This is a genomic window from Sphingomonas sp. P3_C6, from assembly GCF_056402595.1.
This window is the reverse complement of record NZ_JBFUHB010000004.1, coordinates 153,108-172,640: the sequence shown is the minus strand read 5'-3', so window position 1 is coordinate 172,640 and position 19,533 is coordinate 153,108. Positions and strand designations below refer to the sequence as shown.

General features: G+C 64.6%; 22 protein-coding genes. 7 read left to right on the top strand and 15 right to left on the bottom strand.

The window, feature by feature from the left end:
- Window position 1 precedes the first annotated feature (1 nt).
- Complete coding sequence (locus AC1DT7_RS07140) at window positions 2-598, top strand: GNAT family N-acetyltransferase (RefSeq protein ID WP_478035209.1); 597 nt, start codon at window positions 2-4, stop codon at window positions 596-598.
- Here the strand turns inward: AC1DT7_RS07140 and AC1DT7_RS07135 are convergent.
- Together AC1DT7_RS07135 and AC1DT7_RS07130 are read right to left on the bottom strand one after the other, a co-directional pair.
- Window positions 565-1,311 (bottom strand): hypothetical protein, encoded by a 747-nt coding sequence (locus tag AC1DT7_RS07135; RefSeq protein WP_478035207.1) that lies wholly within the window; start codon window positions 1,309-1,311, stop codon window positions 565-567. The two genes, AC1DT7_RS07140 and AC1DT7_RS07135, sit on opposite strands and share 34 nt — an antisense overlap.
- Window positions 1,308-2,132, bottom strand: a complete 825-nt coding sequence (locus AC1DT7_RS07130) for a hypothetical protein (protein ID WP_478035205.1) — start codon at window positions 2,130-2,132, stop codon at window positions 1,308-1,310. Before AC1DT7_RS07130 ends, AC1DT7_RS07135 begins: the two co-directional genes overlap by 4 nt.
- Window positions 2,133-2,241: 109 nt before the next feature.
- Between AC1DT7_RS07130 and lipB the strand changes: the two genes are divergently transcribed.
- From lipB to AC1DT7_RS07115, 3 genes are all read left to right on the top strand, one after another.
- Window positions 2,242-2,922: a lipoyl(octanoyl) transferase LipB gene (gene lipB / locus AC1DT7_RS07125; protein WP_478035203.1), complete on the top strand. Its 681-nt coding sequence runs from the start codon at window positions 2,242-2,244 to the stop codon at window positions 2,920-2,922.
- 89 nt (window positions 2,923-3,011) lie between these two features.
- On the top strand, window positions 3,012-3,266 hold the full coding sequence (locus AC1DT7_RS07120; protein ID WP_478035202.1) for a hypothetical protein: 255 nt from the start codon (window positions 3,012-3,014) through the stop codon (window positions 3,264-3,266).
- A 173-nt stretch (window positions 3,267-3,439) separates the two neighbouring features.
- Window positions 3,440-4,123, top strand: a complete 684-nt coding sequence (locus AC1DT7_RS07115; RefSeq protein WP_478035200.1) for a hypothetical protein — start codon at window positions 3,440-3,442, stop codon at window positions 4,121-4,123.
- A gap of 88 nt (window positions 4,124-4,211) precedes the next feature.
- Here the strand turns inward: AC1DT7_RS07115 and queE are convergent, their stop codons facing one another.
- The 12 genes from queE to AC1DT7_RS07055 form a co-directional block, all read right to left on the bottom strand.
- On the bottom strand, window positions 4,212-4,844 hold the full coding sequence (gene queE / locus AC1DT7_RS07110; RefSeq protein ID WP_478035199.1) for a 7-carboxy-7-deazaguanine synthase: 633 nt from the start codon (window positions 4,842-4,844) through the stop codon (window positions 4,212-4,214).
- Window positions 4,845-4,855: 11 nt separating this feature from the next.
- Entirely contained in the window at window positions 4,856-5,545 is a 690-nt protein-coding gene (queC, locus tag AC1DT7_RS07105) for a 7-cyano-7-deazaguanine synthase QueC (protein ID WP_478035197.1), read from the bottom strand.
- 171 nt (window positions 5,546-5,716) lie between these two features.
- The gene (locus AC1DT7_RS07100) at window positions 5,717-6,151 is read right to left on the bottom strand and encodes a DUF3617 domain-containing protein (RefSeq protein ID WP_478035196.1); all 435 of its coding nucleotides are present in this window, start codon (window positions 6,149-6,151) and stop codon (window positions 5,717-5,719) included.
- Between the two features lie 93 nt (window positions 6,152-6,244).
- The gene (hslO, locus tag AC1DT7_RS07095) at window positions 6,245-7,159 is read right to left on the bottom strand and encodes an Hsp33 family molecular chaperone HslO (protein ID WP_478035195.1); all 915 of its coding nucleotides are present in this window, start codon (window positions 7,157-7,159) and stop codon (window positions 6,245-6,247) included.
- A gap of 126 nt (window positions 7,160-7,285) precedes the next feature.
- Window positions 7,286-8,203, bottom strand: a complete 918-nt coding sequence (gene argF, locus AC1DT7_RS07090) for an ornithine carbamoyltransferase (protein WP_478035358.1) — start codon at window positions 8,201-8,203, stop codon at window positions 7,286-7,288.
- A 7-nt stretch (window positions 8,204-8,210) separates the two neighbouring features.
- Window positions 8,211-9,401 (bottom strand): acetylornithine transaminase, encoded by a 1,191-nt coding sequence (locus tag AC1DT7_RS07085; RefSeq protein WP_478035193.1) that lies wholly within the window; start codon window positions 9,399-9,401, stop codon window positions 8,211-8,213.
- A 110-nt stretch (window positions 9,402-9,511) separates the two neighbouring features.
- Window positions 9,512-10,915 (bottom strand): NAD(P)H-dependent flavin oxidoreductase, encoded by a 1,404-nt coding sequence (locus AC1DT7_RS07080; RefSeq protein WP_478035192.1) that lies wholly within the window; start codon window positions 10,913-10,915, stop codon window positions 9,512-9,514.
- A 66-nt stretch (window positions 10,916-10,981) separates the two neighbouring features.
- Entirely contained in the window at window positions 10,982-12,118 is a 1,137-nt protein-coding gene (locus AC1DT7_RS07075; RefSeq protein ID WP_478035190.1) for a glycosyltransferase, read from the bottom strand.
- 71 nt (window positions 12,119-12,189) lie between these two features.
- Entirely contained in the window at window positions 12,190-13,305 is a 1,116-nt protein-coding gene (locus AC1DT7_RS07070; RefSeq protein ID WP_478035189.1) for a glycoside hydrolase family 130 protein, read from the bottom strand.
- Window positions 13,302-14,060, bottom strand: a complete 759-nt coding sequence (locus AC1DT7_RS07065; RefSeq protein ID WP_478035188.1) for an SDR family oxidoreductase — start codon at window positions 14,058-14,060, stop codon at window positions 13,302-13,304. The genes AC1DT7_RS07070 and AC1DT7_RS07065 overlap by 4 nt, the downstream gene beginning before the upstream one ends.
- Before the next feature lie 58 nt (window positions 14,061-14,118).
- Complete coding sequence (locus AC1DT7_RS07060; RefSeq protein WP_478035186.1) at window positions 14,119-14,418, bottom strand: lysozyme inhibitor LprI family protein; 300 nt, start codon at window positions 14,416-14,418, stop codon at window positions 14,119-14,121.
- 116 nt (window positions 14,419-14,534) lie between these two features.
- Window positions 14,535-15,398 carry an alpha/beta fold hydrolase gene (locus AC1DT7_RS07055; RefSeq protein WP_478035185.1) on the bottom strand — a complete coding sequence of 288 codons (864 nt, stop codon included), beginning with the start codon at window positions 15,396-15,398 and terminating at the stop codon, window positions 14,535-14,537.
- Window positions 15,399-15,435: 37 nt separating this feature from the next.
- On the opposite strand from AC1DT7_RS07055, the gene AC1DT7_RS07050 reads away from it, so the two are divergent.
- Together AC1DT7_RS07050 and astD are read left to right on the top strand one after the other, a co-directional pair.
- The gene (locus AC1DT7_RS07050; protein WP_478035183.1) at window positions 15,436-16,806 is read left to right on the top strand and encodes a protein adenylyltransferase SelO; all 1,371 of its coding nucleotides are present in this window, start codon (window positions 15,436-15,438) and stop codon (window positions 16,804-16,806) included.
- 48 nt (window positions 16,807-16,854) lie between these two features.
- The gene (gene astD, locus AC1DT7_RS07045; protein WP_478035182.1) at window positions 16,855-18,267 is read left to right on the top strand and encodes a succinylglutamate-semialdehyde dehydrogenase; all 1,413 of its coding nucleotides are present in this window, start codon (window positions 16,855-16,857) and stop codon (window positions 18,265-18,267) included.
- Window positions 18,268-18,286: 19 nt separating this feature from the next.
- Here the strand turns inward: astD and AC1DT7_RS07040 are convergent, their stop codons facing one another.
- Window positions 18,287-18,637: a GFA family protein gene (locus AC1DT7_RS07040; protein ID WP_478035181.1), complete on the bottom strand. Its 351-nt coding sequence runs from the start codon at window positions 18,635-18,637 to the stop codon at window positions 18,287-18,289.
- Between the two features lie 368 nt (window positions 18,638-19,005).
- Between AC1DT7_RS07040 and AC1DT7_RS07035 the strand changes: the two genes are divergently transcribed.
- Window positions 19,006-19,530 (top strand): DUF5681 domain-containing protein, encoded by a 525-nt coding sequence (locus AC1DT7_RS07035; RefSeq protein WP_478035180.1) that lies wholly within the window; start codon window positions 19,006-19,008, stop codon window positions 19,528-19,530.
- Window positions 19,531-19,533: the final 3 nt, after the last annotated feature.

The following is a 19,533-nucleotide window of genomic DNA, read 5'->3' as shown; positions in this document are numbered from 1 at the left end:
GGTGGGACTGACGCCGGTCTCGCCGAACGAGGTGGCGACGATCGTCACTACGCTGGAGATGCGACAACGCCCGCCGCTCCGGCCCCTGCCCGCTTCCCGCCTTAGGCTGGTCACCTGGAAAGAACCGTCATCGGAGAAATATCGCGCGCTGTTCCGGCGAATCGGTGCGCCCTGGCTCTGGTTCTCGCGGCTGGCGATGGATGAGGCCGCGCTGACGCGAATCATCCATGATCCCGGCATCGCCATCTTCGCCGCGGTCGATCCCGCCGGCGTCGAGGTCGGCATGCTCGAGCTGGATTTCCGTGTGTCGCGCGATTGCGAGATTTCCTATTTCGGCCTGATCCCCGAACTGGCCGGACAAGGTCATGGCCGCTGGCTGATGGCCGAGGCGATGGCGCGCAGCTGGATCAAGGGCGTCGAGCGCGTCTGGGTGCACACCTGCACGCTCGATCATCCTTCGGCGCTCGGTTTCTACCGGGCATCAGGCTTCACCGCGATCTCGCGGACGATCGAGACGTTCCCTGATCCCCGTGCGATCGGCATGCTGCCGCCCGACGCAGCGCCTCAGATCCCGCGGCTCGATGCCAGTCGCCGGTAGAGTGAGACCTGCACCAGGATCGTGGCGAGCAATGTGATCGTGACACCGGCAGCGGCTGCGAGATCGAGCAGGGCCGCCACCACCGGATTGGCCATCGGTGCGCCGCCCATCATCCCGCCGATCTTAACGAACAGCTGCGAGACGAGGTCGCCCACCAGCAACGCCAGGCAAGCGAAGCCGGCCAGGATCAGCCCGTTGCCGCGAGTGAGCGCAACGCTGCGCGCCATGGCAGCCCCGGCCCCAAGCGGCTGCTCGGCGACGACAGCAGGCGCCGCCAGCAACAGGCGCCCTTGCAAGTAGAAGCCCGGCAGGAGGAACATCAGCAGGCCGATCTGGACCGGGATCGCCATGATGATTGCGAGCAGCAGGAAGCGCGGCGACAGTCGCAGGGCACGCGTCAGCCCCCGCCGCACGTCCGGTCGCTCGGGATCGAGATAGAGGGTGAACACGGCAAGGCTGCCGAACAGCGAGATCAGCGAAATCAGGATGACGGTCAGACTATATTGCGACGACCAGGATTCCACCGCATCGAGCCAGGCGCGAAGCCCGGCATTGTCCATCGTCTTGGGTGGATCCGGCGGCAGGGCGACGAACAGCTTCATCGCCAGTTGCGGCACGAACAGAAAGAAACCCGCGACACCGATCAGCAGGTCGCGGTCGCGCTTGCACAACCGCCAGGCGTCGCTGAAGACGCCGATCACATCGAGGGTCATAGCGAGTCGACAATCGCCTCGCGCGCATCGCGCGCAGCCAGATAGAGCCTTCCACCGAAGGCGGAGGCGAGCACGCTGAAGGCAGTGACCACGATGCCGACCAGGAGCGCCGTCATCACGCTGCCGACCGTCACCGGCCCATCGCCGCCGGCGATCAGCCTGAAGATCGATCCGAACACCAGCTTGGCCGCAAGGACCGACACCCCGAAGACCACCACGTAAAGGACGATAACCCCCAGGATTCTCCACGTGATCGGCCGTGTCAGCGTGAACGACCGCCGCAGCGCCGTGAACCCGCTCCCCTCCTTCAGCACGATCGGAGTGATCAGGGCTAGCCGGGCGCCGAGCCACAGCAGCAGCGCCGTCAGCAACAGCACATAGATCGACAAAAAGCCGCCCACGCCCGTCGGAAGATCGGCCTTTCCGCCGGTCATCGCCGCCTGGAAGTCGAAGCCGGACAAGGTGAGCGCCACCGGTACGGGCAGCATCAGCGCGAAAAGGCCGGCGAACAGGATCAGCAGCAGGCCGATAAGGGGCAGGAACCGCCGCGCAGCGAGAGCCGCCGCCACGCTCCTGCCTCCGCCCGGGTCGAGCACCAGCGCGGTGATGACAAGCTGCCCCCAGGCGCCGACAAGCGCCAGGACCAGCGACAGGATCTGGACCGTAACGGCAGTCGCGCCGGGCTGCGCGCTCAGCGGTTCGAGACTGGAGGACAGGACGCCGGGAAGATAGATTGCCAGGAACGCGATCGGGAAGATCGCGGAGACATTGTCGCTCAAGAATTCGGTCGTTCGATCCCAGACCGTTCCCATGCTTACCATATTCGTCTCGTCCTCCCGTGGCGCGTCCGCGCCGGCAGCCCTGTTAGCGCAGCTTCCCACAGTGCGCCAATGCTTGCGCAAGACGCCGGAGTGGCGCAATCGGGCTCGCGTGACTGCCTTTCCCGACGAGATCGAGTGGCGCGTCGAGCCAGCGCCGATGCCCTATGACGAAGCCATCACCGTCATGGAGACACGCGCTGCGGCCGTCGCCGCCGGCGAGGCGCGCGAGCTGATCTGGCTGCTCGAGCATCCGCCCGTGTATACCGGCGGGACCAGCGCCGATCCGGCCGAGCTGCTCGATCCACGCTTCCCCGTCGTCCAGACCGGGCGCGGCGGCCGCTATACCTATCACGGCCCCGGCCAGCGGATCGGCTATCTGGTGCTCGATCTCAACCGTCGCGGGCGCGACGTACGGCACTTCGTGCATAGTCTAGAAGGCTGGCTGATCGCGGCGCTCGCCGAGATCGGCATCGAGGCTTTCCGCGCGCCAGGCCGCATCGGTATCTGGACGAACGTGCCCTCTCCCTTCGGCGGTACGGCGGAGGCCAAGATCGGCGCGATCGGCGTGCGTGTCCGGAAATGGGTCACCCTGCACGGCTTCTCGGTCAACCTGTCGCCCGACCTGTCGCATTTCGGCGGGATCGTGCCGTGCGGCCTGCCCGACTATCCTGTCACCAGCGCCGCCGTGCTCGGAAAGCCATCGGACTTTGCAACTTTTGACGCTGCACTCGCGTTTGCGAGTTCCACGTTCCTCGGCACTCTTTCGTCAGGCCGTCAAAACGAGGCTTGAGGGGCGCTCGATATCAGACTAATGTCCACCACGGTTTGGGTATTAAGGGTCTCGAGACCATCCAAATCCACTATCTAGGGAGCTTTCCAATGCGTGCATTCATTTCCAAGGTCGTTACCGGTTCGATGATCGCCGGCGCGGCGCTGATGGTTTCGGCTTGCGGCACGAAGACCGAGACGACCACCACGAACGACACCACCGTCACCGAGATGGGCAACGACGCGACCATCACCGACAACATGACCACTGTCGACAGCACGTCGATGGACGGCAACATGATGGGCAACGACACCGCAGTCGTGACCAACGAAACTTCGACCACCACGACCACGAACACTCAGTAATCGCCCTTCGGGCTTGATTGCTTTGGGGGCCGTCCGGGAAACCGGGCGGCCCTTTCGATTCAACCGCCATTCGATTTCAGGCAGGAAAATTGCCGCGTGGAAAAAGGCTTGGGTTGGGAATCGAAAAGCCTTAACCCCATTCGACAAGTCTTCGAGAGGATGACGAGGCGATCATGAAGCTGTTGCATATCCTTTGTATCTCCGCCGTCGCGGCTGGCACACTCCACGCAGCGCCCGCCTCGGCGCAGTTCTTCCTTGTCGAGAAAGACATGAAGGGAATCGCGGTGCGCGGCCACGAAACCGGCCTCGGCCAAGAGCTGCCCGGTGCGACCGAAGCCGAGCAGCGCGCAGCCCTGGTCTGGAACATGCGCGCGGCGCTCAACGTCGCCGCGTTGCAATGCCAGTTCGAGCCGACGCTGATGACCCAGGCGAACTACAACGTCATCCTGCTCAACCATGAGGACGAGCTGAAGAAATCCTATGACGTTCTGACCAAATATTTCGCGCGCACGGCGAAGACGGTAAAGGCCGGCCAGACCGCGCTCGACCAGTTCGGCACCCGTACCTATTCGGGCTTCACCACGGTCGCTGCACAATATGGCTTCTGCCAGACCGCAGCATCGATCGCGCGCGATGCTATCTTCGTACCGCGCGGTTCCTTCTACCAGATCGCCGAAAACCGCACGCGCGAGTTGCGCAACAGTCTGGTCCCCACCGGTGAGCAGCGCTTCCCGCGCGGCATCCTCTACACCCGCCAGGCAGGCGCCCTGCCCCGGCTCGACGAGATGTGCTGGGACAAGAAGGGCAATTGGGTCACCAAGAAATGCGGCGCCTTTCAGGTGAGCACTATCAACTGATCTCGATCCTGCCCGTTCGTTTCCGGCATCGTCGAGAAACCCTGCTTAGCGTCTGCGGCCTGTTTCTCGACGACGTTCGAAACGAATTCTAGCGCAGTCCCAGCGCCTTGTGCGCCTGCAAAGTCAGGCGCCAATGCGGGCGGTTGAGCACGAAATCGATCGCCGCTGCCTGATTTTCTGCGATCCGGGCATCGTCCATCGGCTGGACGAGAAAATGGCTGAAGTCCCAACCCTCGATCGCCTCGACATCGGTGCCGGCCTGCGGCCAGACCAGCTTAAGCTCGTCACCCGATTGCTGCACGACGATACTGCCGGCCTTGGGGCTGATACAGACCCAGTCGATGCCCGGATGCGCGGCAATCGTGCCGTTGCTCTCGATCGCAATGGTGAATCCTGCGCCATGAAGGGCGACGACCAGCGCATCGTCGACCTGCAGCATCGGCTCGCCGCCGGTCAGCACCACGAAACGCTCAGATGCCCCCTCACCCCAATGATCGGCTACAGCCGCCGCCAGCGCCGCAGCATCGGCAAACTTGCCACCGCCTGCGCCGTCCGTCCCGACAAAGTCGGTGTCGCAGAAACGGCAAACAGCCGCCGCTCGGTCCTGTTCGCGGCCCGACCATAGGTTGCAGCCGGCAAAGCGCACGAACACTGCGCGACGCCCGGCATTCACGCCCTCACCCTGCAGGGTGAGGAACATCTCCTTGACCGCGTAGCTCATCGCCGATCGGCTCAGGTGAGGTCGGCGTAGCGAGTAGGATCGGGGAGCCCGGCCTCCTCGAAGCCCTTGGCGCGCAGGCGGCAGCTGTCGCACAGGCCGCAATGCACCCCGCCCGGCGCCGGATCATAGCATGACCAGCTGATCCCGGCATCGAGCCCGAGCCGCGCCGCCTCGCGCACGATATCGGCCTTGGTCATATTCTGCAGTGGCGCATGGATGTGGAAGGGTTGCCCTTCGATACCCGCCTTGGTGGCGACTTCGGCGAGCTTCTCGAACTCGGCGATGAATTCTGGGCGGCAATCGGGATATCCCGAATAATCGAGCGCGTTGACGCCAATATACAGGTCCCGCGCGCCGGCCGCCTCGGCCCAGCCCAATGCGAGGCTGAGGAAGATCGTGTTGCGCGCCGGTACATAGGTGATGGGAATGCCCTCCTCCACACCGGTCTTGGGCACGGCGATGTCGTCGGTGAGCGCTGATCCGCCAAAGGCCGAGAGATCGAGCGGCAGCACGACATGGCGCTCCGCCCCGAGCAGGGTCGCGATGCGCCGCGCGGCCGCGAGTTCGAGCCGGTGTCGCTGGTTATAATCGACTGAAAGCGCGAGCAAGCGATGGCCGTCCTCACGCGCACGCGCCGCCGCCACCATCGAATCCAGGCCGCCCGACACAAGGGCGACCGCCAGGGTCGTTGAACTTGTCATGATGCGCGCAGAACTAGGGACTGCATCGCCGCTCCGCAATCCCGTGCGTCTCTTCACAAAAAACGGGCCGCCTCTAGAGCGACCCAGTGATGCTCCATGGAGCCATTAGGGAGAAAACCGTGCCCACGAATGACACGAGCCTCCTTGTAAGGCGATGCGGTAACCACCGCGTTAATGCGCCGCGAGTGCCTTGGGTGCGCAGGCCCCCACCCGGCGAGCCTCGTAATCCAGGTCGAACGGCGCGCCGCCTGCCATGCCCTGAGTCTGCAGGCGCAGCAGTCGCGGCGTCTCGAGCGTCAGCGCGGTGCGGCCATGGCCCGCGCCGGGGCAGGTATAATGGACCGTCGCGCTATCGGGCGTATCGGCAATCACGAAACGCGAACACTGCGCGCCGACATGCCCGATCTGGAGCAGCACCGCCGGATCGGAAACACAGATCGACCGCCCTGCCGCGGTCGAACCAGATTCGCGAAGCTGCCACTGCCCGGTCTCGATGCGCGCGAGCACTGCAAGTTGCGGTGCGCGCGCGGGGGCGGCAGTGACCAGGCCTGCTGCAAGGAGCAGGCCTGCCAATCCGCGCCGCGCGATACGCTGAACATCGATCATCTAGAACCTCGCTCGCCACGGGTGCCCCTCCGGGGCATCAAGCCAGCGACCCGTTTTATGTTTGCCGCACTTGCGAACGAGATTCAACACCGTTCAGGCCGCGTAATGATCGACGACGGGCACCGGAAACGTCCGCGCGCAGAATGCGCAATCGACCACGATCATCCCGTTCTCATCAGCCATGGACCGCTGCTCCTCGGCCGGGAATTTCGACAGGACGGAGGCGATGTAGTCAGGCGAGCAGCGGCAGCCGCGCACAAGTGATGCCGCGGGCAAAAGGCGAACCTCCTCCTCTTCATTGAACAGGCGCCACACCAACGCGTCGAGCGGGATCGACGAATCGGCGAGTTCATCGGCCCCCATGGTCTGACCAAGGGCCACTACATGCTCCCATTCGGGATGATCGAGCCGGGTATGAATGCGTTCGCGACCATCCTCGCCCTCGGGCAAATGCTGGAGGAATAGCCCGCCCGAGACGTGACGGCCCTCTTCGTCCCGCGCGATTCCGACACGGATCAAGGTGGGAATCTGCTCCGACTGGACAAAATAATTCTGCGCCGCCTCGGCCAGGGTCGCACCATCGAGCGGGACAATCCCCTGATAGCGCTCCTTGGTCGCCGCCTGATCGAAGGTGATGGCGAGATAGCCTTGCCCGAACAGTGCGAACAGAGTCGGATCCTGCGGGCCCTCCGCCAGACGTTCAGCGTCGAACTGAACATAACCGCGGACTTCCCCGCCGCGATAATCGCAGACGAGAAGCTTCACGACACCGCCATCGGTCTGGGCTTGAAGCGTAAGCTGGCCGCCGGCATCTTTGAGCGTCGATCCGATCAGCGCAGCAAGTGTCAACGCCTCGGCAAGCAGGGCTTCGATCGCCGGGGGATAGGCATGTGCGGACAGAATCTCGTCGAGCACGGGTCCCAAGCGCACGACGCGGCCGCGCGCGTTGCGCGTCGCGATGGTGAAGCCAAGCGCGCGGTCCAGATCCTGGGATTTTGTCTCGTTCATTCCACACCATTTCGGCTGAGCTGTTCGAAGCCCCAATCTTCCTTCGACGAAGCAAGAACGGCCCCTCGACTGGCTTGGGGCGGACGGGATTCTATCGACTTGAAGATAGGTGCGCCGAAGCGCCTATCAACCGATCTGGCCAAAGCACCAGCGGAGGACGGACTTCTGGGCATGCAGGCGGTTCTCCGCCTCTTCCCAGATCAGCGATTGCGGGCCGTCGATCACGGCGGTGACGACCTCCTCTTCGCGGTGGGCCGGCAGGCAGTGAAGGAACTTCGCCTCGGGTTTGGCCATCGCCATCAGCGCTTCGGTGACCTGATAGGGCAGCATCGCCGCAAGCTTGGTCTCGGCATGCAGTTGGCCCATCGAAATCCAGGTGTCAGTGACGACCACATCAGCCCCTTCGACCGCCTCGCGCGGATCGGCGACAACGCGGGCACGGCCACCGGCGCGCTCGATCAGGTGTTCCTCGGGCTGGTATCCTTGCGGACAGGCAGCCGTCACGTCGAAATGCAGGAGCGACGCCGCCTCGATGAGCGAGGTGAGCACATTGTTGCCGTCACCCAGCCAGGCCACCTTGAGTCCGGGCAACGATTTGCCGCTTTCGACGATGGTCAGCAGGTCGGCGACGAGCTGGCAGGGATGCGACAAGTCGGTCAGGCCATTGATGACCGGCACGCTGGCATAGGCTGCCATCTCCTCGACCTTTGCATGGTCGTCCGTGCGGATCATGATCGCGTCGCAATAGCCCGACAGGATGCGGGCGGTATCGGCGACAGTCTCGCCGCGGCCGAGCTGCGTCGTGCCGGCGTCCATCACGACCGAGCTGCCGCCGAGTTGGCGGATCGCCATGTCGAACGACACTCGGGTACGGGTCGAGTTCTTCTCGAACACCATCGCAAGCACATGGCCGGCGAGCGGCGCGTCGGCGTCCGCCCTCCCCTTTGGCCAGCCGGCACGTGCCGCCTTGCGATCGATCGCGTCGGACAGCATCGAGGCGATGCCGTCCGCGCCGGCGTCCGACAGGTTGAGGAAATGACGGATCGACACGCTAGTCGTCCGATGCGGGCACATACGCCCGCGCCGCCTCGGACAACCTCTCGATGCACTCGGCGATATGGCTTTCGTCGATCACCAGCGGCGGCAAGATCCGCACGACATTTTCGCCTGCCGCGACCGTGAGCAGGCCGTGATTGTCACGGCAGTGCGCGACAAATCGCCGACTGTCGGACTTGAGCTTGACGCCGAGCATAAGCCCCTTGCCGCGCACGCTGTCGAACAGGTGATCATGGTTGGGGATCATCTGCTCCAGACCCTGGCGAAGGCGTTCGCCCATCGTAGTGACGTTGTCGAGGAAACCCGGCTCCAGGATCACGTCGAGCACCGCCTCGCCCGCAGCCATGGCGAGCGGGTTGCCGCCATAGGTGGAGCCGTGCGTGCCGATCACCATGCCCTTGGCTGCTTCCTCGGTCGCGAGGCACGCGCCGAGCGGGAAGCCGCCGCCAATACCCTTGGCGACAGCGATGATGTCCGGAACCACGCCGTAATGCTCATGCGCGAACAGCTTGCCGGTGCGGCCATAGCCGGCCTGGACCTCGTCGAGGACGAGCAGGAGGCCCTTATCGTCACAGGCCTTGCGCAGCCCTTGAAGGAACGCCTCAGTCGCAGGCGTCAGGCCGCCCTCGCCCTGGATCGGCTCGACCAGGAAACCTGCCGTATTGTCGTCGACCAGCGCAAGCGCCGCCTCTAGATCGTTGAACGGCGCATATTTGAAGCCCGGCAGCAGCGGCTCGAAGCCGTCGCGCATCTTGGACTGGTTGGTCGCGCTGATCGTGCCTAGAGTGCGGCCATGGAACGCGTTGTTGAAGGTGATGAGGTCATGCCGCTGCGGGTTGCCGGCGACATAGTGATAGCGCCGCGCCGTCTTGATCGCGCATTCGACCGCCTCGGCCCCCGAATTGGTGAAGAACACCGTATCGGCGAAGGTCGCATCGATCAGCCGCTGTGCGAAATGCTCGCCCTGCGGGCTGCCGTACAGGTTCGACACATGCATCAGGGTCGCAGCCTGATCCGCGATCGCCTTCACGAGCTTTGGATGGCCATGGCCCAATGCGTTGACCGCGATGCCGCTGGCGAAATCGAGATAGCGTTCGCCCTGCTCCCCGATCAGATAGCAGCCCTCGCCTCGCACCGGCCGCACGCCGCAACGCGGGTAGACGGGCATGAGTGGGGTGATGGGCACCGCAGGTCTCCTCAATAGAAAAGGGCGGCCCAGCCGGGCCGCCCGGAGCGGGTGTTTACGAGCGAGGAGCCACCTGCGTCAATATTGCAGGCAGCATAGTCCTAACCGCCTCAGTCGCCGGTCAGGATTCGGTCGACGAGCTGCTTCACCGTCGGCACGAAGCCGTTCGAATAGAACGGATCCTTCTTGAAATTATAAGCGCCATGCCCGGCGAACATCAGGTTCTGGTCGATGGGCCCGCCATGGGCGATGTCCTGCAACGTCTTCTGGATGCAGAAGCTGCGCGGATCGGCGAGGCGCCCGGTGGAATTGGTTTCGCTATCGGCCCAGGAGGAAAAGGCGCACTGACTGAGGCAGCCCATGCAATCGGCCTGGTCCTTGCGGATCACGCCCTTTTCCTCGGGTGATACGAAGACGAGCGTGTTGTCGGGGGTCTTCAGCGCATCCGTGAAGCCTTCGCCGAACCATTGGCGCGCGCGGAGCAGGTCGTTGCGGGTCACCCAGAAATTCTTCCCCTTCACGCCTACGTCGAGCTGGAAGATGTGGTCGCCGGCTTCTTGGGTGGAAAAGGCGATCTGTCGCTCCGACCGCGCTTCGAGCGCGCGCAGGAAGGGATTGCGGACGGCGCTTGAATAGAAACCGGTCGGCGAGAAACGATGAAGCAGGACCTCGCCTTCCTCGATATTGGTCAGCTTTGTCTTCCAGCCTTCCGGGATCGGGCTTTCCTGCGTCAACAGCGGGCGCGTGCCGAACTGGAAGGCGATGCTGCCCAGCTCGGGGTTATCGATCCAGTTGTTCCAGTCGCGCAGATACCAGACCCCGCCGGCCATGATGATCGGCACGTCGTCGGAAATGCCGCCTTCGCGCATCGTCTCGCGCAGCGCCTTTACGCGCGGATAGGGATCTTCCGGCTTCAGCGGGTCTTCCGCGTTCGACAGGCCGTTATGGCCACCGGCGAGCCAGGGGTCCTCATAGACGACTGCGGCCAGCCATTCCGCGGCCTTCGAATAGGCGCGCTTCCACAGTGCGCGGAACGCACGGCCCGAGCTGACGATCGGCAGGTAATGGACATTGTAAGACGCCGCGATCTCGCTGAGCTTGTAAGGCATGCCGGCTCCGCAGGTGACGCCCGCGACCATGCCGCGAGTCCGCTCCAGCACGCCGTGAAGGATGCGCTGGGCGCCCCCCATTTCCCACAGCACGTTGATGTTGATCGCGCCCTTGCCGCCAGCGATCTCGAACGCGCGCTTCACCTGCTGAACCGCGCCCTCGATCGCATAGTCGATGAGTTCCTCGTGCCGCTCGCGGCGATTGAGCGCACGATAGATTTGGGGGATGATCTTGCCGTCGGGATCGTAACTGTCTGCATTCACGGCGGATACGGTGCCGATTCCACCGGCCGCAGCCCAGGCCCCCGCAGACGCGTGGTTGGTCGCGGCAACGCCTTTTCCACCCTCCACCAGCGGCCATACTTCCTGACCGTTATAGATGATGGGCTTCAGACCTTTAAACACACGACCTCCAACTTTGACTTACGTTCGATATAGCGTTTGGGTTGCGCTTAGCGAGAAAATTGCGACTTAGCCAAGGGTGCTCGGCCTGCCCATCGCCTCTTCGTAAAGCCCGATATAGCGGGCAATCATCACCCGTTCGTCATACTCGGCCACTGCCTTTGCCCTGTTTCGGGACCCAAGCTGGGCACGCGCAGCCGGCGAGGCGCCCGCGAGCGCCTGCAGCGAATCCCGCAGCCGAACCTCACCGCGGTCGACGATATACACCTCGTTCTCTAGCGCCACCATATGCCGCACGTCGCCGACGTTCGGCGCCACGATCGGCAGACCGGCGGCCATGCCCTCGACCACCGCGATCGGGAATTGCTCGCTCTTCGACGATAGTGCGAGGATATCGAACAGGCCGATATAGCGGTGTGGATCGGGCAGGAAGCCGGGCAGATGGATACGATCCTCCATGCCCATCGCTTCGGCGGCATCCATGATCCGCTCGCGCTCAGGCCCCTCTCCGACGATGACCAGCCGCACCCGGGCGGAAACACCGCCGGCCGCGCGGACCAGGGCGGGCAGGTCTTTCACCTCGCGCAGACCGGCGAGCGTGCCGATGACGACTTCGCCAGGCTTGCGACGGAAGCCCGGGATCGCCTTGGGATCGGGCTTCGCCGCGTAGAGCGCGGTATCGATGCCATTGGAGATGCGGTGAAGACGGACGGCCGGCTGCTTCCAGCTGCGCTGCGCGATCTTCTCGAGCGTCTGCGAGGGCACGACCAGCGCATGCGCCGCCGGCAGCGCAAACCGACGGTACATGTTGCGCTCGATCTTCAGGCCACCCGCCTCGTCCGCGTTGAAGCCGTCTTCGTGATGGACCAGCGGTGGCATGCCCTTGGAAAAGACGCGCCGCGCCATCACGCCATCGACCGCCCCCCAATTGTAGGTCAGCACCAGATCGAACCGGCGCATATATTTCGCCAGCGCCTCGTAACGCGACACCGAGGGCTTGCCGGTGAGTGAGGGTGGGTTCTGCGCGATCTCGTATCTGATCCCCGCCGCGATCGCGTCGCGCGCGCCGAGCTGGTCGGGCATGCCGGAGACGATGGTGTGCCGCGCACGATCCCCGAACGCGTTCATCAGGCGAACCGCACGCGCCTCCTTGCCGCCTAGGCTGAAGGTGGAATGCAGGTGCAGGATATTGATCGGCGGTGACATCGGGACGGTGCGTTAGCGGGAAATGATCGGGGCGTCATTACTTCGCGCCCCTACCGCAAGCGAGAGAGGGATCAAGCGAACGCCGTCTTGGGGATATGTGTTATGCGGCAGGCCAGATCGGCCTCGCCGCTCGCCACGATATAGTGATCGCCCGCATCCACGATGCCGGTCGTGAAAACGACGTTCTCCAGATACATCAGGTCCTTCAGCGGCTCGGTCAGCGCGGGTGCGGGCTGGATCAGCGGATCGTGGCTGGTGCGGAGCACCTTCGACGGATCGTCGCGGTCCAGCAGCGACCAGTAGGTTCGGTAGATGCCGACCACCCCGAGCGGCTCGACACCATGCCACAGGCTCAGCCAGCCATCCTCCGTCAGGACCGGCGGCGCGCCGCCCCCCATGCGCGCGGTCGCCATGGTGGCGGAATGCGGGCGGATGCCCGGTTCGTCATAGGGCTTCCAGTGAAGCGCGTCAGGCGAGGTCGCGAGGTTGATCGATGGCCCTGCCCGCCATTCGCTGCCGGGCGGATACGCGAAATAGAGATCGCCGAGCGGGCGGGTCTGCGCCCAATGCTTGCCGCCGATCAGCCCTTCGAAGATCAGCATGTCCTTGTTCTGGTGATCGAGCACGATGCCCTCGAGTTTCCATTCCATCGCGTCATCCGAGCTATAGAGCGTCGTCGAATGGCGTTCCGGACTGACCGAGCAGGTCGTCATCAGATAGCGATCGCCGACCTTGCTGATCCGTGCATCCTCGACGCCGTAACATTGATACGACGCGCGCGGCACGATGGCGCGGTCATAATGCACCGCGACGACGCTGCGGCCGTCGGCCGAAAGCTCGACCGGCAGCAGCCAGGACAGCGAGGTCAGCGCCATCACTTTCCAGCCGCCACCGCGCATCATGAACTTCCGGGGATCGGACGTATCGACATATTCGAGCGGCCAGGCGTCGAGCCTGTAGCCGCCGTCCTCCCACCGGATCGCATGGATATGCCCGTCGCGGATCGGTGTGCGCAGCGCTTCCGCCACTCGCACCATCAGCAGCAAATTGCCGTTGGGCAAGCGCGTCATGCCCGGATTGAACGCGCCGAGGATATAGGTCTCCACGCCCAGCTTGCCGGCGAGCGGCGAGCGGGACAGGTCGACGTCGGCAGGAGCGAAGACGAGACGGTCGAAGGAAAAGGTCATTCATCAGCCTGCATGCGGGGCGTGATCGTCAGTTGCTGGACGACCGCACGGTTGGGTTGAGTGAGGATGTAGTGGACACCGACGGCGATGTCCTCGGCGCGCAGCATCTCCCCCTTGTGGATCATCTCGCGCTGCTTCTCGGGCGGGATGTCGGGTAATTGCATGTCGGCACCGGTCTTGCCGGGCTCGACAAGCGCGACCTTGACGCCCTTTGGCCCCATCTCGCGGCGGAATGCCTCGGCGAAGCCCTGGATGCCGTATTTGATGCCGGCATAGACGGTCGATTGCGGCCCGAGCACATGCGCGCTCATCGAGCCGATCAGGATGATGTCGCCCTGCCCGTCAAGCTTTTCGACCGCTGCATGCGCCGTAAGCAGATAGGCGGTGAAGTCGGTGGCGATGGCATAGCGCAGATCCTTTTCGGACATGTCGCTGAGCGCCTCGGCGGCGATCGCGGCGTTGATGACCGCGATGTCGAGCCCGCCGAGCCAGGCGATGCCCGCATCTACAAAGGCGGCGACATTGTCGGGAACGGCCAAGTCGGTGGCGATGCCATCGCCCTCACCAACCTCGCGGATCCGCGTGAGCGCATCGTCCAGATGGTCCGGGTCGCGGCCGCAGATGAAGACCCGCACGCCCTCCGACGCGAGCAGCACCGCAATGGCGCGGCCGATACCGGTCGTGCCGCCGGTGATGATCGCGCGCTTGCCGGCGAGACCGACGACTTCGGTATGGGCGTCCGACAGATCGAGCATATGTGCCTCCCGTTGATATGAAGGAAGACGGCTCAGGCCGCGCCGGGTTCCGCCCCAGCTAGCGATATGCTTCCAGATAGTCGGCGCGGTCCTTTGTCTCTTTCGCGAAGCAGGCGGAGCGAAGGATCAGCGCAAGCGTCCCTCCCGCCTCTGGCTCGGCGGCTCTTTCGCAGGCTCGCTCGCGATCTTTGATCCAGGCGCGTTCGGCGGTTCTCAGTCTGGCTTTCCGAGTGGGGCCGAGCCGCGCCATGACCTTTCGATAGGCCGCGTTCAGGCGCACATCCTGTCGGTCCAGTTCTTCCCTGTTGCAATCGACGATGGCGGCCGTCACGCCGCGTGCAGCGTCGCCGGACACCATGCACCGGTCATGCTCGGCCGAAAGCTCATAGCCCGCCCTTGCTGGCACGGCAGCGGATGACGCTCCGGTCACAAAGACCAGGGTAGCCGCCCATAACATTGTCGCGCGACGACTTCTCACTGACGTACGATGCGCGCTAGCAGGCGATCGACCGCCGCTACTGCTTCGGGCTCGTCCAGCGTTGGCGTGTGGCCGACGCCATCGACCGTCACCAGTTCGGCATCGTCGAGCGATGCGGCCATGCGTTCCGCCGTGCGGGCGCTCAGCACGTCGGACCGGCCACCGCGCACGATCAGGGTCGGCACCTGCTTCAGGCGATTGAGCGCGCTCCACATGTCGGGTCCGGCCTCGTTGCCGGGCACGCGGAACGGCTCCGCGATCTTCATGTCATAGTCGAGCACGATGCGGCCCGAACTGTTGAGCCGGTAGAGGCGCTTGGCCATGGCCAGCCAGTCCTCGACCTCATAGGCCGGATAGACATCCGAATTCGCCTCGGCGACCGCGCGCGCCGCATGCATCCAGGTCGGCCAGGTGTTCGACTTGCCGACATAGGTGCGGATGCGCGACAGGCCCGCCGATTCGATCTCCGGCCCGACATCGTTGAGCAGGGCGCCGACGATCTTCTCCCGCGCGGTACCGGCGAGCAGCATCGTCACGATGCCGCCGAGCGACGTGCCGAAGGCGATGTAGGACGACACGCCAAGCTCGCCGAGCAGCGCCTCGACATCCTGGACATAGGTAAGCGGGACATAGCTCATCGGATCCTTGGCATAGGCGCTCTCGCCCCGCCCACGCAGATCGATCGCGATGACGCGCCATTCGGGCGAAAGCCGAGCCGCTACATCCTCGAAATCGCGGGCGTTGCGGGTCAGGCCCGGCAGGCAGAGGATCGGTGGGCGATCGTCCCGCCCGGGATAGTCGCGATAATGCAGCCGCAGCCCGTCGTTCGACCACCAATAACGATTTTCATAGGTGGACATGGTTGCATCCTGCGGTTGGCGGCTCCCATATCGCCGGATGACCCGCCCCCCGCAAGCATATCGGCCCGAAACCGCGATCCTCGACCTGGGAGACCGGTTCTACGACCCGGTCGATGCGGCCGACTTCCCCGAGACGAGGCTGCGATTCCGCAACGATCGCGCGGCGGCGAGCCTTGGACTGGAGGGGCTGAGCGATACCGAATGGGTGGCGCATTTCGGCCGTTTCCAGCCTGTGGAAGGCAGCCTGAGCCGGCCGCTGGCGCTGCGCTATCACGGGCACCAGTTCCGCGTGTACAACCCCGATATCGGCGACGGGCGCGGTTTCCTGTTCGCGCAACTGCGCGACGACCGCGGGCGGCTGATGGACCTGGGCACCAAGGGATCCGGCCAGACGCCGTGGAGCCGCTTCGGCGACGGGCGGCTGACGCTGAAGGGCGGCATGCGCGAGGTGCTGGCAACCGAGATGCTGGAAGCGCTCGGCGTCGAGACGTCGCGCAGCTTCTCGCTGATCGAAACCGGCGAAGCGCTGGAGCGCGGCGACGAGCCCTCGCCCACCCGTTCCGCAGTGCTGGTGCGGCTGAGCCATGGGCATATCCGGATCGGCACGTTCCAGCGGCTCGCCTACCACCGCGACGAGGACGGCATCCGGGCGCTGACGGCCTATGTGCTGCGCCACTATTATGGCGAGGAAGCCGGGGACGACGCCGCGGTGCGGCTGCTCGACCATGTCGTCCGGCGCGGCGCAACGCTGGCCGCGAGCTACATGGCGGCGGGCTTCGTCCACGGGGTGCTCAACAGCGACAATATCAACGTGACCGGTGAGAGCTTCGATTACGGGCCGTGGCGCTTCGCGCCGACCTGGGACCCGGGCTTCACCGCCGCCTATTTCGACCATGCCGGGCTCTATGCGTTCGGGCGCCAGCCCGAGGCGATCCATTGGGACGTGATGCAGCTTGCGGTGTCGCTGCGCCTGATCAGCGACGCCGAGCCGCTGATCGCGGTGCTCGAACGGTTCGGCGAGCACTACCAGCCAGCCGTATCGGGCGCGATCCTCTGGCGGCTTGGCCTGACGCCGCGCGATGCCGAAAGCGACCGGGCGCTGGTGCAGGCGGTCGAACGCGTACTGCGCAGCGAAAGCGCCTCTATCGACCGGTTCTTCTTCGACGCGTTCGGTGGAACGCTGCCAGAGAGTTACGGCGCCGCGTTCGACGAGGTCAGGTCGGTGCTGGCCACCTATGCGCCGCGCAGCAACCGCGAGCACCGCTATTGGCAGGGCGCGCCCTGTTCGATGCTGATCGACGAGGTCGAATCGATCTGGTCGGGAATCGACGGGCATGACGACTGGTCCGCCTTTCACGCGAAGGTCGCCGCGATACGCGAGATGGGTGACGCGCTGTCTTCCCGCTGAACCGGATTAGTGGAATTGGGGCACAAATTAGGGCAAGACCGATTTAGCATGGCATCCGAGATCGTTTCGACAGAACCAGCGACCGGCGCGATTCTCTGGCGGCGCGAAATCGGCGATGTGGATGCCGAGGTCGCGATGGCGCGGGCGAGCTGGGCCGAATGGGCCGCCCGTCCCCTCGCCTATCGAATCGAGACGCTGCGCCGCTTCGCCAATGTGGTGCGCGCCAAGGCGGACGCCTTTGCCGACCTGATCGCCCGCGAGACCGGCAAGCCGCTGTGGGAATCGCGTACCGAGATCGAATCGGTGATCGCGCGGGTCGACATCTCGGTCAGCGCCTATGCCGAGCGCACCTCGCAGCGCCGGCTCGACGCGCCAATGGGGTCGCGCGTGGCGCTGCGCCACAAACCACACGGCGTGCTGGCGGTGCTCGGGCCGTACAATTTTCCGGCACACCTGCCGAACGGGCATATCGTGCCCGCGCTGCTCGCGGGCAATGCGGTCGTGTTCAAGCCATCGGAGAAGGCACCGGCCAGCGGCGCCTTTCTCGTCGAGTGTTTCCACGGCGCCGGCGTGCCCCAGGGCTGCATCCGCGTGCTGATCGGCGGGCCGGCCGAGGGCAAGGCGCTTGCCGTGCATGACGGCATCGACGGGCTGCTCTTCACCGGATCCGCGCATACCGGCGTCTCGCTCAACCGTGCCTTCGCCAACCGGCCGGACAAGATCCTGGCGCTGGAGATGGGTGGCAACAACCCCATCATCGCGTGGGACACGCCGGACCTGCACAGCGCGGCGATCGTCATCGTACAGTCCGCCTTCACCACCGCCGGGCAGCGCTGCACCGCCGCGCGGCGGCTGATCGTGGACGAAAGACTGTACGAGCCGCTGATCGAGACGGTGAACAAGCTGGTCGGCCGCCTGATCGTCGGCGAGCCGCACGCCAATCCGGCCCCCTTCATGGGGCCGGTGATCGACAATGAAGCAGCCGACCTGCTGACCGAGAGCTTCCTGGAGCTGATGATGCGCGGCGGTCGCCCGATCCGCCATCTGGAGCGCGTGGTCGAGGGGCGCCCCTTCCTGATCCCGGCGCTGATCGACACGACCGAGATGCGCGACCGGCCCGATATCGAGCTGTTCGGGCCGATCCTGCAGGTGATCCGCGCCAAGACCTTCGACGATGCGCTCGCCGAGGCGAACAACACCCGATACGGCCTGTCCGCCTCCCTGCTGAGCCAGGATCCGGCGCTGTACGATCGCTTCTGGGCCAATGCGCGGGCGGGCATCGTCAACTGGAACAAGCCGACCAACGGCGCCTCGATCAAGGCGCCGTTCGGCGGGATCGGCCTGTCGGGCAACCACCGGCCGACCGCCTTTTATGCGGCCGATTATGCCGCCTATCCCGTAGTGTCGAGCGAGGCCGACCAGGCCCGCGCGTCGATCGGGGTCGGCCTGCGCGAGGGCTGAGCGACCGGGTAGTCCGGTATCAGCGACTGGCGCCGTCGAACCGGTGAAGGTCGAGCGAATCCAGATCGGCGGACGGCACGCAGCGCAGGTTGATCGCGCTGGTTTCTGACCCGTCGGGGCTGACGCCATAAGCGAACGGCTCCGTGCCGCAGGTCCGGCAGAACTGGTGCTCGATCTGGTGCGTGTTGAAGAGATAAGTGGTGAGAGACTCCTCCCCGCTGTCGAGGGTGAAGCTGCTGCGCGGCGTGAAGGCGAGCAGCAGGCCTTTGCGGCGGCAATGCGAGCAATTGCAGGAGATGGCGGTGGCGGGCACATCCCCCTCGACGGTGAATGTGACCGCGCCGCAATGGCAGCTTCCTTCGAACGACATTGTCCAACTCCCGAAAAACCGACTGTACCGGACATTGCTATCGGCGATCGGGGGTCACGGCTACCCGACTTCAGTGTCCCGCAAGGTTGGCGGTCCAGGCGCCCTGTTATCGGCAAGAACAGGGCGGAACAGGGCGGCGAATTTTTTCTCGCCCTGTTATCTCCAACTTTGTTGGAGAAATTCCACTTGTATCTCAGATGATTATCGGGCGCTCGCCCTGTTCTGCCATAACAGGGTGGAAATTTCACGGAACAGGGCGGGTGTTTGGAAATAACAGGGCGAGACCCTGCGGATAACAGGGCGGGTTGATTCAACCGCCCCTCTGAAGCTGCTTTTATGGCGCGATCCTTCATCCATGAGGCGATGACATGACGCGACAGAACATTGAATCGAACAAACCGGGTGCGGCGCAGGGCAAGCCGCCGGTCGAGCATCAGTTCAAGAAAGGAAAGTCGGGCAATCCGGCGGGCCGGCCGCGCCGGGCCGCCTCAGGCGCGCCGGGCGACCGGCTGCGCGGCGCCACCGAACCGACGCGGCAGATGATCCTGGAAGAAGCCTATCGCCTGGTCGAGGTGCGCGACGGCGACACGGTGATGCTGATGCCGATGAACCAGGCGGTGCTGCGCGCGATGGGCGATGCGGCGCTCAAGGGCAACCCGACCGCGCAACGCCGCTGGGCTGCGCTGGTGCAGGAGGCCGAGGCGCAGCAGAAGCGCGCGCAATATGCGATCTTCAATCTGGCCGAGCGCGCCGACAAGGAATGGGAAGCGAAGCGGTGGGAACGCGACGGGGAAGGCGATTATGATCCCTATCACGAGGAAATCCTTGTGGATTCTCGGTCTGGGTCCGTGGTTATTCGGGATGTTGGGGATGTTGGGGATGAGGTGGGATAATTT

Excerpts from the sequence above, each read along its gene's own strand:
- AC1DT7_RS07135 (WP_478035207.1), bottom strand. The coding sequence starts at position 1,311 with ATGACCCTCGATGTGATCGGCGTCTTCAGCGACGCCTGGCGGTTGTGC.
- AC1DT7_RS07130 (WP_478035205.1), bottom strand. The coding sequence starts at position 2,132 with ATGGTAAGCATGGGAACGGTCTGGGATCGAACGACCGAATTCTTGAGC.
- AC1DT7_RS07120 (WP_478035202.1), top strand. The coding sequence starts at position 3,012 with ATGCGTGCATTCATTTCCAAGGTCGTTACCGGTTCGATGATCGCCGGC.
- AC1DT7_RS07115 (WP_478035200.1), top strand. The coding sequence starts at position 3,440 with ATGAAGCTGTTGCATATCCTTTGTATCTCCGCCGTCGCGGCTGGCACA.
- queE (WP_478035199.1), bottom strand. The coding sequence starts at position 4,844 with ATGAGCTACGCGGTCAAGGAGATGTTCCTCACCCTGCAGGGTGAGGGC.
- queC (WP_478035197.1), bottom strand. The coding sequence starts at position 5,545 with ATGACAAGTTCAACGACCCTGGCGGTCGCCCTTGTGTCGGGCGGCCTG.
- AC1DT7_RS07100 (WP_478035196.1), bottom strand. The coding sequence starts at position 6,151 with ATGATCGATGTTCAGCGTATCGCGCGGCGCGGATTGGCAGGCCTGCTC.
- hslO (WP_478035195.1), bottom strand. The coding sequence starts at position 7,159 with ATGAACGAGACAAAATCCCAGGATCTGGACCGCGCGCTTGGCTTCACC.
- AC1DT7_RS07075 (WP_478035190.1), bottom strand. The coding sequence starts at position 12,118 with ATGTCACCGCCGATCAATATCCTGCACCTGCATTCCACCTTCAGCCTA.
- AC1DT7_RS07070 (WP_478035189.1), bottom strand. The coding sequence starts at position 13,305 with ATGACCTTTTCCTTCGACCGTCTCGTCTTCGCTCCTGCCGACGTCGAC.
- AC1DT7_RS07065 (WP_478035188.1), bottom strand. The coding sequence starts at position 14,060 with ATGCTCGATCTGTCGGACGCCCATACCGAAGTCGTCGGTCTCGCCGGC.
- AC1DT7_RS07060 (WP_478035186.1), bottom strand. The coding sequence starts at position 14,418 with ATGGTGTCCGGCGACGCTGCACGCGGCGTGACGGCCGCCATCGTCGAT.
- AC1DT7_RS07055 (WP_478035185.1), bottom strand. The coding sequence starts at position 15,398 with ATGTCCACCTATGAAAATCGTTATTGGTGGTCGAACGACGGGCTGCGG.
- AC1DT7_RS07050 (WP_478035183.1), top strand. The coding sequence starts at position 15,436 with ATGACCCGCCCCCCGCAAGCATATCGGCCCGAAACCGCGATCCTCGAC.
- astD (WP_478035182.1), top strand. The coding sequence starts at position 16,855 with ATGGCATCCGAGATCGTTTCGACAGAACCAGCGACCGGCGCGATTCTC.
- AC1DT7_RS07040 (WP_478035181.1), bottom strand. The coding sequence starts at position 18,637 with ATGTCGTTCGAAGGAAGCTGCCATTGCGGCGCGGTCACATTCACCGTC.
- AC1DT7_RS07035 (WP_478035180.1), top strand. The coding sequence starts at position 19,006 with ATGACGCGACAGAACATTGAATCGAACAAACCGGGTGCGGCGCAGGGC.